Origin of the sequence: Pseudomonas sp. AM8 (assembly GCF_036346475.1) — a bacterium.
GTDB lineage: Bacteria > Pseudomonadota > Gammaproteobacteria > Pseudomonadales > Pseudomonadaceae > Aquipseudomonas > Aquipseudomonas marginalis.
The window spans coordinates 18,333-30,766 of record NZ_JAOTNX010000019.1; the positions used below are offsets into that span (position 1 = coordinate 18,333).

The 12,434-nt window shown below is 60.8% G+C and carries 11 protein-coding genes; 2 read left to right on the plus strand and 9 right to left on the minus strand.

What is annotated here, in order from left to right:
- Positions 1-24 precede the first annotated feature (24 nt).
- Genes plsX through V3W40_RS31535 form a run of 3 tightly spaced genes read right to left on the minus strand, consistent with a single transcriptional unit; the run spans position 25 to position 1,766 of the window.
- On the minus strand, positions 25-1,035 hold the full coding sequence (gene plsX, locus V3W40_RS31525; protein WP_074847485.1) for a phosphate acyltransferase PlsX: 1,011 nt from the start codon (positions 1,033-1,035) through the stop codon (positions 25-27).
- Between the two features lie 4 nt (positions 1,036-1,039).
- Positions 1,040-1,222: a 50S ribosomal protein L32 gene (gene rpmF, locus V3W40_RS31530; RefSeq protein WP_008152339.1), complete on the minus strand. Its 183-nt coding sequence runs from the start codon at positions 1,220-1,222 to the stop codon at positions 1,040-1,042.
- 13 nt (positions 1,223-1,235) lie between these two features.
- Positions 1,236-1,766: a YceD family protein gene (locus V3W40_RS31535; RefSeq protein ID WP_027607804.1), complete on the minus strand. Its 531-nt coding sequence runs from the start codon at positions 1,764-1,766 to the stop codon at positions 1,236-1,238.
- A 105-nt stretch (positions 1,767-1,871) separates the two neighbouring features.
- On the opposite strand from V3W40_RS31535, the gene V3W40_RS31540 reads away from it, so the two are divergent.
- A complete protein-coding gene (locus tag V3W40_RS31540) occupies positions 1,872-2,450 on the plus strand; it encodes a Maf family protein (RefSeq protein ID WP_065926167.1) in 579 nt (192 codons plus the stop codon).
- 63 nt (positions 2,451-2,513) lie between these two features.
- Here V3W40_RS31540 and V3W40_RS31545 read toward each other — a convergent pair whose 3' ends face one another.
- From V3W40_RS31545 to rluC, 3 genes are read right to left on the minus strand one after another with little or no spacing between them, the layout of a single operon-like run.
- A complete protein-coding gene (locus V3W40_RS31545) occupies positions 2,514-3,497 on the minus strand; it encodes a S49 family peptidase (RefSeq protein WP_027607802.1) in 984 nt (327 codons plus the stop codon).
- A gap of 21 nt (positions 3,498-3,518) precedes the next feature.
- A complete protein-coding gene (locus tag V3W40_RS31550) occupies positions 3,519-4,181 on the minus strand; it encodes an HAD-IA family hydrolase (RefSeq protein WP_074847487.1) in 663 nt (220 codons plus the stop codon).
- On the minus strand, positions 4,168-5,127 hold the full coding sequence (gene rluC / locus V3W40_RS31555; RefSeq protein ID WP_053140114.1) for a 23S rRNA pseudouridine(955/2504/2580) synthase RluC: 960 nt from the start codon (positions 5,125-5,127) through the stop codon (positions 4,168-4,170). Before rluC ends, V3W40_RS31550 begins: the two co-directional genes overlap by 14 nt.
- A 768-nt stretch (positions 5,128-5,895) precedes the next feature.
- Between rluC and rne the strand changes: the two genes are divergently transcribed.
- Positions 5,896-9,096, plus strand: coding sequence for a ribonuclease E (gene rne / locus V3W40_RS31560; RefSeq protein ID WP_330216329.1), 3,201 nt, complete (start codon positions 5,896-5,898; stop codon positions 9,094-9,096).
- A gap of 63 nt (positions 9,097-9,159) precedes the next feature.
- On the opposite strand, the gene V3W40_RS31565 is transcribed toward rne, so the two are convergent.
- The 3 genes from V3W40_RS31565 to V3W40_RS31575 all read right to left on the minus strand — a co-directional run bounded on the left by V3W40_RS31565 (position 9,160) and on the right by V3W40_RS31575 (position 12,235).
- Entirely contained in the window at positions 9,160-9,747 is a 588-nt protein-coding gene (locus V3W40_RS31565) for a nucleotidyltransferase family protein (protein WP_330216330.1), read from the minus strand.
- Positions 9,747-10,733: an XdhC family protein gene (locus V3W40_RS31570; RefSeq protein WP_315872378.1), complete on the minus strand. Its 987-nt coding sequence runs from the start codon at positions 10,731-10,733 to the stop codon at positions 9,747-9,749. The genes V3W40_RS31565 and V3W40_RS31570 overlap by 1 nt, the downstream gene beginning before the upstream one ends.
- A gap of 170 nt (positions 10,734-10,903) precedes the next feature.
- Positions 10,904-12,235, minus strand: coding sequence for a dicarboxylate/amino acid:cation symporter (locus tag V3W40_RS31575; protein WP_074847492.1), 1,332 nt, complete (start codon positions 12,233-12,235; stop codon positions 10,904-10,906).
- Between the last annotated feature and the right edge of the window lie 199 nt (positions 12,236-12,434).

The following is a 12,434-nucleotide window of genomic DNA, read 5'->3' on the forward strand; positions in this document are numbered from 1 at the left end:
TTAAGCATTCCCCGGCCGATTCGCCTAAGGCAACAGGTCCTCGAGACGGCCGTGCAAGCGTTGCGGCAGGTTTTCCTGGATCTCGATCACCGCCCGCGCAATCGCACTCTGGAAGCCTTCGACCCCGGCCGAACCGTGGCTTTTCACCACGATGCCCTGCAACCCCAGGAAGCTCGCACCATTATGCCGCGCCGGGGCCAGATCGGCCTGCAGGCGACGCATCAACGGCAGCGCCAGGGCGCCCACCAGGCGCGATACCAGGTTACGCCTGAACAAGGCCTCGATACGCGAGGCGATCATGGTCGCCAGGCCTTCACTGGACTTGAGCAGGATATTGCCGACAAACCCGTCGCACACCACCACATCCGCCTCGCCTCGGTACAACCCATCACCCTCGACAAATCCGATGTAGTTCAGGCCTCGCGCACCTTGCAGCAAGGTGGCGGCAAGCTTGACCTGCTGGTTGCCCTTGATGTCTTCGGTGCCGATATTCAGCAAGGCCACCCGCGGCCGGGCCACGCCCAGCGCTTCGGCGGCCACCGAGCCCATCACGGCAAACTGGAACAGGTGCTCGGCACTGCAATCGACGTTCGCCCCCAGGTCCAGCAACTGGCAATAGCCCTTCTGCGTCGGAATCGCCGCCACCATTGCCGGCCGATCAATGCCAGGCAGCGTCTTGAGCACATGCCGCGACAACGCCATCAGGGCGCCGGTGTTGCCGGCACTGACACAGGCTTGCACCTTGCCATCACGCAGCAGCTCCAAGGCCACCCGCATCGACGAGTCAGGCTTGCCACGCAGGGCTGTCGCCGGTTTCTCATCCATGGTGATGGTTTCGCTGGCTGGCGTAATCGTCAGGCGCGCGCGATCCACCGCCGGATGGCTGGCAATCAATTCTTCAAGGAGGGAGGGTTGACCGACGAGGGTCAGATGCAGCGAGGGCGTGGCAGACAGGCTGGCAATGCAGGCCTGAACAATGCTGCGGGGACCGAAGTCCCCGCCCATTGCGTCAATCGCGATGACTTGAGCAGACAAGTGATTACTCGTCAGCGCCCTTGTCGATCACTTTACGGCCACGGTATACGCCTTCTGGCGATACGTGGTGACGCAGGTGAATTTCACCGGTGGTTTTTTCTACAGACAGAGTGCTTGCCGTCAGGGCATCGTGGGAACGACGCATGTCACGGGCAGAGCGGGATTTTTTGTTCTGCTGAACAGCCATAATTGATTAACTCCTAAACGTTTGGGTCACGCTTTAACTGCGCCAATACACTGAACGGGTTGGACCGCGTTACCTCGTCCTCGCTCGGTTCGGACTCGTCATCGAGACCCGCCGGCTGCTGGCATTCTTCCGGATGATGAGCAGGCACAATGGGCAAGGCGAGCAGAAGCTCCTCCTCGATCAGTGCATGCAGATCCAAAGGATCTTCGCCCAGTTCCAGCACGTCATAACCTTTCGGCAACGACTGGGTATTCGCACCCTCCTTTACCACAGCATAACTGCACTCGCTGTGAATCGGCAGGGTGACCAGCTCAAGACAACGCTGGCAAACCATTTTGACCTCGGTGTCGATAAAACTGTGAATTACCACAGATTTACGTTCATCTCGTTCAAAAACGAATTTGGCCTGCACCGTACCGACAGTGTCGGAAAGCGGGTCGCAGAGTCTCTCCAAATCGGCCAGCAGCAACTCACCTTGAAGGGAAGTGCCACGATCAGCCAATTTGCGCGGGTCAACGTGAGGTGGAATCGGGTCATTCAACATAGGCGCAGCATTATAGGGATGCACCCAGCCATGTCAAAGGAAATTCAGCCCTGTGCGTCGGCCGGTCGCCCCGCTAGAATCGGCGGCTGCCTTGAGGAGACGTATATGCTGCCTTTATTACTCGCTTCCAGCTCGGTTTATCGCCGGGAATTGCTCAGCCGCCTGCACCTGCCATTCATCTGCAGCTCGCCGGATATCGACGAAAGCCATGCTGCACATGAGTCCGCCATCGAACTGGTCAAGCGCCTGGCCGAAGCAAAGGCCCGCGCCCTCGCCGCCAGCCACCCGGGACACCTGATCATCGGCTCAGACCAGGTCGCCGCGCTGAAAGGCCGCATCATCGGCAAGCCTCACACCTTCGAAAATGCGCGCGAGCAGTTATTGGCCGCCAGTGGCAAGCGTGTCAGCTTCCTCACCGGCCTAGCCCTGTTGAACAGCGAGACGGGGCACTGCCAGGTCGACTGCGTGCCCTTTACCGTGCACATGCGCGAGCTGGATGCAGCGCGCATCGAGCGCTACCTGCGGATCGAGCAGCCGTATGACTGCGCGGGCAGCTTCAAGGCGGAAGGGTTGGGCGTGAGCTTGTTCCAAAGCACCGAAGGGCCGGACGCAACCAGCCTGGTCGGCTTACCGCTGATTCGGCTGGTGGATATGCTACTCAGCGAGGGCGTGCAAATCCCTTAAGAACACAACCAAATGTGGGAGGCGGCTTGCCCCCTCCGACATTTATCCATACTGACTAAAATCTCAGCGCAGCGCCGGGCCCTGGAAGCCCATGTACAGCGCCAGCTTCTCAGCCACGCTGGCGCCGAGCTTCTTGGAGAAACGATCAAACGGCGACTCTTCAACGGTGAAGTCCACCAGTTCTTTCTCGCCGACCACATCCCGTGCTACCGAACTGGCACTGCCCAAACCATCGATCAGCCCCAGCGGCAACGCCTGCTCGCCCGACCACACCAACCCGGAGAACAACTCCGGATGATCTTTGTCCTTCAGGCGATCCCCACGGCCCTGCTTCACGCTGGCGATGAACTGGCGATGGGTGGTATCGAGCACTCCCTGCCAGAACTGGGTTTCATCGGCCTTTTGCGGCTGGAACGGATCAAGGAACGACTTGTGCTCGCCCGAGTTGTAGGTACGACGCTCAACCCCCAGCTTCTCCATGGCACCGACAAAGCCGTAGCCAGCCGCCGTCACACCAATGGAGCCGACAAGACTGGCCTTGTCGGCGTAGATCTGGTCGGCGGCACTGGCAATGTAATAGGCACCCGAAGCCCCCAAATCGGAAATCACCGCGTACAGCTTGATATCCGGGTGCAGGCCGCGCAGGCGGCGAATCTCGTCATACACATAACCCGATTGCACCGGGCTGCCGCCTGGGCTGTTGATGCGCAGGATCACGCCCTTGACCTTGGGGTCTTCAAACGCGGCACGCAGACTGCTGACGATATTGTCGGCGCTGGCAGGTTCCTTGTCGGCAATCACCCCCCGCACTTCGATCAACGCGGTGTAGTTGGCGCCACGGGTCGCGCTCTTTTCCATGTCCATCAGCGGGCTGAACAGCGCCAGCATGAGCAACAGGTAAGTGAAGGTCAGCAACTTGAAGAAAATCCCCCAGCGCCGCGCACGGCGTTGCTCCTGGACACTGGCCAGCAGCGTCTTCTCCAGCAGTTTCCAGCTCTTGTCGTCACCGCTTTCAGCCTTTTCAGGCGCTTTCCACTCGTCACTCATGCCATCAACCCCAGCAAAGACTTATTGGGCCCGACCGAGCCAGGCCTGCAATTCAGAAAAATGATCAATCGTGACCCTCGGCTCGTATTGCTGCAACGCCTCGGGGGACTGGGCGCCATAGCTGACTGCCACGCTGTCCATGCCGGCGTTGCGCGCCATCATCAGGTCGAAGGAAGCATCACCTACCATCAGCGCCTCACGCGGCGACACACCGCAATGGGCAAGGATCTGCTCCAACATCAGAGGGTGAGGTTTGCTGGCGGTTTCATCTGCGGCACGGGTGATGTCGAAATAATCTTCAAAACCGTGGGCACTGAGCACCCGATCCAGGCCGCGACGGGCCTTGCCGGTGGCGACGGCCAGGTGATAGCCCTCGGCGCGAAAAGCCTCCAGCGACTGCGCCACACCCTCGAACAACGGCGAAGGTGTGGCTTCCAGCGCAATGTAGTGATCCGCGTAATGCTCGCGGAACGTCACCAGTTCAGCGTCGCTGATCTCGGGGTACAAGGTGCGGATCGCCTCAGGCAAGCCCAGGCCGATAATGCCTTTGACCGCCAGGTCAGTGCACAACTCGAAGCCCGAGCGGGTCGAAGCCCTGTGCATCGACTCGACAATCCGACCGATGGAGTTACACAGGGTGCCGTCCCAATCGAAAATCAGCAGCTTGTAGTCAAGGTGCGACACTCAAACGCTCCACGGTCTTGGCCCACATCTCATCGACCGGCGCCTGCAGCTTCAGCTCGCCGCCGTCAGGCAGCGGCACGGTGAGCATGTAGGCGTGCAGGAACAGGCGCTTGCCGCCCAGGTCGCGGATTTCCTTGGAAAAACCCTCGTCGCCGTACTTGGTATCACCGGCGATGCAGTGACCGGCGTGCAGGGTGTGCACACGAATCTGGTGGGTACGCCCCGTCACCGGCTTGGCCTCGACCATGGTGGCGAAATCACCAAAGCGACGCAGCACCTTGAACAGGGTCAGGGCTTCCTTGCCCTCCTCGTCCACTTCGACCATGCGCTCGCCAGAGCGCAGGTTGCTCTTCTGCAACGGCGCGCGGACGCTCTTGATCGAGCTGGCCCAGTTGCCGCGCACCAGCGCCATGTAGCGCTTGTCCACGCCATCGCCGCGCAGGGCGGTGTGCAGGTGGCGCAACATGCTGCGTTTCTTGGCGATCATCAACAGGCCGGAGGTGTCGCGGTCCAGGCGGTGAACCAGTTCCAGCTCCTTGCAATCCGGGCGCAGCTGACGGAAGGCTTCGATCACGCCGAAATTCAGGCCGCTGCCACCGTGAACCGCAATACCGCAGGGCTTGTTGATCACAATCAGCTTGTTATCTTCGAAGACAATCGATGCCTCAAGGCGCTGCAACAGGCCCTGGGCCAATGGCACGGGCTCATCGCGCTCAGGTACGCGCACGGGCGGCACACGGACAATATCGCCCGCCTGCAACTTGTACTCAGGCTTGATGCGGCCCTTGTTCACGCGCACTTCGCCTTTGCGCAAGATGCGGTAGATCAAGGTCTTGGGCACACCCTTGAGCCTGGCCAGGAGAAAATTATCGATGCGTTGGCCGGCATATTCCGGCGAGACCTCGAGCAGCTGGACGCTGGGGGTCTGGGGGGCGGTAGTCGTCATGGCGGCGATGATAACAATTTTTTATGGAATTGAAGCACTTAATCATTACTGCTATAGTCGCGAACGCCGCCAAAAGCGGCCTGGGCAGAGGACTAGCGGCAAACTGCCGGCCCTGACCATCGCAATTCATCAGGACGCGAGGCCGTCCTACGGGGCTTTCGCCACCCTGGAAGGCTCGAGATTGTAACAAGCGCAGGTGACATGAGGCCTGAAGCGAGTGCAGAAAGCAGAGTGAATACTCGCGTTCTGCGCCGATATTTACGGCCAGTTCACAAAGTGCAGTCAGTCTTGAGCCAGACCACGGCGAATGCTTCGGAAACAACGCCTGTTAAGAGCTGAGTGAGAGCGCAATCGCCCCTTACTCAGTCTTGTTTAGCCATGAGCGTGGACTCCCCATTGGAGAACACGGTAAATGCCAACCCGCTGCGGATTCTGCGCGCGGCAGCACCCGAATTATCAGGGATACGTGTAGGGTGGAGATGCACAACCGTCGGACCGTGTAGCACTAGGCTTATATTTAGACGCTTCATCTCGTCCACAGTCGCCGGTTGATTCCTCCTCCTGACCTTAGCTTTTGTTGAAGTGGTGCCTTTGTCACCACCGCTAACAAGCAGGACGCGTCCGTCGCGATACCGGCCCAATTGGCCGATTTTGCTGGACACTGGAGTGGCCAACCACTCTTGACGCACCTGACACCGACCGTGAGAAGTCGTGTGTGCCGAACGCCGTTTCCGGCAGCCCGGAAACCGACGGTACAACATGAAAAGAATGCTGATTAACGCAACTCAACCCGAAGAGTTGCGTGTTGCACTGGTAGATGGCCAACGCCTCTACGACCTGGACATCGAATCCGGTGCACGCGAGCAAAAGAAGGCCAACATCTATAAAGGCCGTATTACTCGCATCGAACCAAGCCTTGAGGCTGCCTTTGTCGATTTCGGCTCCGAGCGCCACGGCTTCCTGCCCCTCAAAGAAATCTCCCGCGAATACTTCAAGAAATCCCCCGAAGGCCGCGTAAACATCAAGGACGTCCTGAGCGAAGGCCAGGAAGTCATCGTTCAGGTCGAAAAAGAAGAACGTGGCAACAAGGGCGCCGCCCTGACCACCTTCATCAGCCTGGCCGGCCGTTACCTCGTGCTGATGCCGAACAACCCACGTGCCGGCGGCATCTCCCGTCGCATCGAAGGCGAAGAGCGCAACGAACTGCGTGAAGCGTTGAACGGCCTGATCGCACCGGCCGACATGGGCCTGATCGTGCGCACTGCCGGCCTGGGCCGCAGCAGCGAAGAAATGCAGTGGGACCTCGACTACCTGCTGCAACTGTGGACCGCCATCAAAGAAGCCTCCCTGGATCGTTCCGCGCCGTTCCTGATCTACCAGGAAAGCAACGTGATCATCCGCGCCATCCGCGATTACCTGCGCCAGGACATCGGCGAAGTGCTGATCGACAGCGTTGAAGCCCAGGACGAAGCCCTGACCTTCATCCGCCAGGTGATGCCGCAGTACGCCAGCAAGATCAAGCTGTACGAAGACAGCGTTCCGCTGTTCAACCGTTTCCAGATCGAAAGCCAGATCGAGACCGCTTTCCAGCGCGTCGTCGAACTGCCTTCCGGTGGTTCCATCGTGATCGACCCGACCGAAGCCCTGGTGTCCATCGACATCAACTCGGCGCGCGCCACGAAGGGTAGCGACATCGAAGAAACCGCCCTGCAGACCAACCTGGAAGCGGCTGAAGAAATCGCCCGCCAGCTGCGCCTGCGCGACATCGGCGGCCTGATCGTGATCGACTTCATCGACATGACCCCCGCCAAGAACCAGCGCGCCGTGGAAGAGAAAGTCCGCGAATGCCTGGAAGCTGACCGTGCCCGCGTGCAAGTCGGCCGCATCTCGCGCTTCGGCCTGCTGGAAATGTCCCGTCAGCGCCTGCGTCCCTCCCTGGGCGAGAGCAGCGGCATCGTCTGCCCGCGTTGCAACGGCACCGGCATCATCCGTGACGTTGAATCGCTGTCCCTGGCGATCCTGCGCCTGATCGAAGAAGAAGCCCTGAAAGACCGCACCGCCGAAGTCCGCGCGCAAGTGCCGATCCCGGTCGCAGCCTTCCTGCTCAACGAAAAACGTAACTCGATCACCAAGATCGAACTGCGCACCCGTGCTCGTATCGTGATCCTGCCGAACGATCACCTCGAGACGCCGCACTTCGAAGTACAGCGCCTGCGTGACGACAGCCCGGAAGCCCACAGCGGCCAGTCCAGCTACGAAATCGCTGCCGCCGCCGCCGAAGTGGAAGAAGTCCAGCCAGCCGCCGCGACCCGCACTCTGGTGCGCCAGGAAGCCGCCGTGAAAACCGCGCCAGCCCGTGCCAACGCACCGGTGCCGGTTGAAGCCGCCGCCCCGGTTGCCGCACCCGCCGCCCTGCCTGAGCCAAGCCTGTTCAAGGGCCTGGTGAAGTCGCTGGTCAGCCTGTTCGCCACCAAGGAAGAGCCTGCGGCACCGGTCGTGGTTGAAAAACCTGCGACCGAACGCCCAGCACGCAACGAAGAGCGTCGCAACGGTCGCCAGCAGAGCCGTAACCGCAACGGTCGCCGTGACGAAGAGCGCAAGCCGCGTGAAGAACGTGCGCCTCGCGAAGAGCGCGCACCACGTGAAGAGCGTGCACCTCGCGAAGCGCGTGAAGAAACCCCGGCCGTAGCCCGTGAAGAACGTGCACCGCGTGAAGAGCGCGCACCACGTACCCCACGTGCGCCGCGTGAAGATCGCAAGCCGCGTGGCGAGCGTGAAGAACGCGTGCGTGAACTGCGCGAGCCATTGGATGCCGCCCCTGCCGTTGCAGGTGTTGCAGCCACTGCCGCTGAAGAGCGCCCAGCTCGCCAGCCGCGTGAAGAGCGTGCACCACGTGAAGAGCGCCAGCCGCGCCCACCGCGTGAAGAGCGTCAACCACGTGCCGAGCAAGCCGCTGCCGCCAGCGAAGAAGAAGAAGTACTGACCGGCGAAGAGCAACTGCAGGAAGACGGCCAGGACAACGCCGAAGGCGATCGTCCACGTCGCCGCTCCCGTGGCCAGCGTCGTCGCAGCAACCGCCGTGAGCGTCAGCGTGATGCCAATGGCAATGTGATCGAGGGCTCGGAAGAGGCCGGCGAGAACGCAGAAGGCGCCACCCACGAACCGACCGGTGCCGAACTGGCTGCCGGCCTGGCCGTTACCGCAGCGGTTGCCAGCTCGGTGATCAGCGCACCGGCTGAAGCCCAGGCGCATGAACAGGCTGAACGCGCGACTGCCACTGTTGAAGAAACCGCTGCCGTTGAAGCGCCAGTTACCGAGACCCCAGTGGTTGAAGCACCGGTCGTTGAAGCAACTACCCCTGTCGAAGCCCCAGTGGTTCCGGAAGTGGAAGTGGCACCGATCCGCGACGCCCAGCCAGAAACCGAAGTGGTTGCAGTTGAAGCCGCTCCGGTTGTTGAGCCTCAGCCAGTAGTTGAAGCCGTCGCTGAAGCCCCGGCTGTCGAAGAAGCTGCCCCGGCAGTGCGTGAAGTTCGCGAAGAACAGACCGCCTTCCAGTGGACTGCCGAGCCTGCCGCCCCGGTTGAAGCACCAGCGCCTGCACCGGTGGTAGAAGAAGCGCCTGCGCCGGTTGCCGAAGTAGTGGTTGCCGAGCCTGCGCCAGCCGTCGAGTCTGCACCAGTGGTTGTTGAAGCACCGGTGGTAGCCGAAGTCGAAGCACCAGTGGTAGAAGCGGCACCGGCCAGCGCCCTGACCGAAAACGGCCGTGCGCCGAACGACCCACGTGAAGTGCGTCGTCGTCGCAAGGAAGCTGAGGCAGCTGCCGCCGCTGCTGCTGCCGCTCCAGCCGTAGTCGAAGCTGTCGAGGCGCCAGCCCCGGTTGCTGAAACCGTGGTTGAGCACACTGCTGCTGAAGCAGTGGTAGAGCACAAGGCCCTGGAAGAAGAACACGAGCCTAAACCCCTCGTCTGATTCCATCCGCCACTAAAAAGCCCCGCCTGAGTGATCAGGCGGGGCTTTTTTTATGTCCTTTACTTAGTCCGCACTAAAATTTAACCGTTTCGGCAGATCCACATCCCACAGAACACCCGCATCTTCCACCTGCACTTCCCGCACCCGGGCACGTGCGAACAATGGCTTGCCTCCACGATCCCCGGTCAGCGCCATCAGGTCCGGACCAAAAGCGCGACCAAAGGCCACTGGATGCCCATAGTCACCCGCCTGCACCGGCACGCTGATGCCATCCTCCTCCAGCGCGTCAATCACCCGTTCAATGCTCGATGATTGGATAAACGGCATATCCCCCAACACCACCAGCCAGCCATCCGCCGAGGCGCTGGCCGCGACGGCTGCGGCGATGCTCTCGCCCATGCCGGCTGACTGCAACAGTAAGACCTGGCAGCCATACACTTCGGCCAACCGAATGACCTCCGTGCGATCCGGCGAGGTCACCAGCCAGCGCGCCACCAGGCGATCCGGCAAATTCACCAATACCTGCTCGATCACCGGACGCATCACCCCATCACGGCCCAGGCAATCGGCCAGCAACTTATCCTGGTCAGCCCCCGCTTCGGCTCGGAACCGGCTGCCCTGCCCCGCCGCCAAGACAATCGCCGTCACCATTACTCAGCAACCACCGGCAGGGGCTTTTTCTGCATCGGCGCCACGCCGTTCTTGATCGCGACAATTTCCGCCATCAACGACAAGGCGATCTCCGCCGGCGTATGGCTACCGATATGCAGGCCAATCGGCCCATGTAAACGCGCAATCGCATCCGTCGACAAACCCAGCGCCGCCAGATTCTCGCGACGCGTCTGGCTATTGACCCGCGAACCCAGCGCACCGATGTAGAAGGCACTGGAGTTCAGCGCCGTCAGCAACGCCATATCATCAAGGCGCGGATCATGGGTCAGACAGACGATGGCCGTGCGCTCGTCGGTCTGGATATTCAGCACCGCCTCATCAGGCATACCCGGCACGAAGCGGCCGTGCTGCTCTTCCCAGCCGTAGACAAACTCGCTACGCGGATCGCATATCAATACTTCGAAATCCAGCAGGCGCGCCATTTCCGCCACGTAGCGCGACAGTTGCCCGGCACCGATCAACAGCAGGCGCCAGCGCGGGCCGTAGATAGCCCGCAGGCGTTCGCCATCGAAGGTGACCACATCGGTCTTGTTCGCACTGCTCAACGTGACTTCACCGGAGACCAGGTCCAGTTCCCGCGCGACAATTTCATGCGCCTCGCAACGCTCCAGCAACTGCGCGACCCAGGCCCAGTCTTGCACCCGCTCCTCGGTCAAGCGCAGGGTGCCGCCGCATGGCAGGCCGAAACGCGCCGCCTCGTCGCGCGTCACGCCGTAGGTCACCAACTGCACCGGCGGCCCGTCGTGCGTCAGACGGCCATCCTGCAAGCGGGCGATCAAGTCGTCCTCGATGCAACCGCCGGACACCGAGCCGATCACCACGCCATCCCCCCGCAACGCCAACATGGCGCCCGGTGGACGCGGCGCGCTGCCCCACGTCTGCACAACGCTATACAACACCACCTGCTGCCCGGCGCGGCGCCATTCGAGCACGCTGCGCAGGACATTTAAATCAACACTGTCCATATATCCTCCTGCCAGTCTGCGTTTGGAACATGCCGCGTAGCGCGAATTTCATCAGTCGCTGACTCTAAGTGAAAATATTGCAAAAAAGTAATCCCGCACAAACGCAAACGCCCCGAACCAGTCGGGGCGTTTGCGGATAGCTGTCAGCGTGGGTTCACGCCATCAGCGGCTTACTTGATCACCGGTGCAGGGCCTTCGGCCACGCCCAGGTCATCTTCTTCACGGGTGTCGGAGATACTGCGACCACCGGAAGCCAACTCGCTTTGCAGTTGGTCGGTGTCCAGTTCCTTGACCCACTTGGCCACAACGAGGGTGGCAACGGCGTTACCCACCAGGTTGGTCAGTGCACGGGCTTCGGACATGAAGCGGTCGATACCCAGGATCAGCGCCAGGCCGGCAACCGGCAGGTGGCCGACAGCCGACAGGGTGGCTGCCAGTACGATAAAGCCGCTACCGGTCACGCCAGCAGCACCTTTGGAGGACAGCAGCAGCACCAGCAGCAGGGTGATCTGGTGGGTGATGTCCATGTGGGTGTCAGTCGCCTGGGCGATGAACACGGCCGCCATGGTCAGGTAGATCGAGGTACCGTCGAGGTTGAACGAGTAGCCGGTCGGGATTACCAGGCCGACTACGGATTTCTTCGCGCCCAGACGCTCCATCTTGATCAGCATGCGTGGCAGTGCGGATTCGGAGGAGGACGTACCCAGAACGATCAGCAGTTCTTCACGGATGTAGCGGATCAGTTTGATCACGCTGAAACCGTGGGCGCGGCAGATACCGCCCAGCACCACCAGCACGAACAGCAGGCAAGTGATGTAGAAGCAGATCATCAACTGGCCCAACTGCACCAGGGAACCTACACCGTAGGCACCGATGGTGAACGCCATGGCGCCCAGGGCACCGATTGGCGCGAGCTTCATGATCATGTTGATGATGTTGAACATCACGTGGGCGAAGCGATCGATGAAGTCCAGGACCGGCTTGCCGTAGGCACCCAGGCGATGCAGGGCGAAACCGAAGATCACCGAGAACATCAGCACTTGCAGGATGTCGCCGTTGGCGAAGGCGCCGACGATGGTGTTCGGGATCACATTGAGGATAAAGCCAACGATGCTCTGGTCTTTACCGGCAGTGACGTAGGCCGCCACTTTGGAGGCGTCCAGGGTTGCCACGTCGATGTGCATGCCGGCGCCCGGTTGCACGACGTTCACCACGATCAGGCCGATCAGCAGTGCGATGGTAGAAACGATTTCGAAGTACAGCAGCGCGTAGCCGCCGGTTTTGCCGACCGATTTCATGCTTTGCATGCCGGCGATGCCGCTGACAACGGTGCAGAAGATGATCGGGGCGATGACCATTTTGATCAGCTTGATGAAGCCGTCACCCAGTGGCTTGAGCGCCACACCGGTCTGCGGGTAGAAATGACCGAGCAAAATACCGATAACGATTGCAACGATCACCTGGAAATACAGGGATTTGTAGATTGGCTGACGAGTCGTCATTGCAAAATTCCTCAATCGTCCCGTGTGGCAAATATCCGCCATTGCCCACGACACTTGAATTGCGAACCCTCCTGCACTGGAGGGATTTGTTGTTTGCGAAGCCTGTAGGACCAAGCCTGCGCTGTAATCCTTATCGCAAACGCCGTGCCACTTTGCTGAAACCCCCTGGGAGCCTTAAGGCATCAGGGCTGCGGATTTC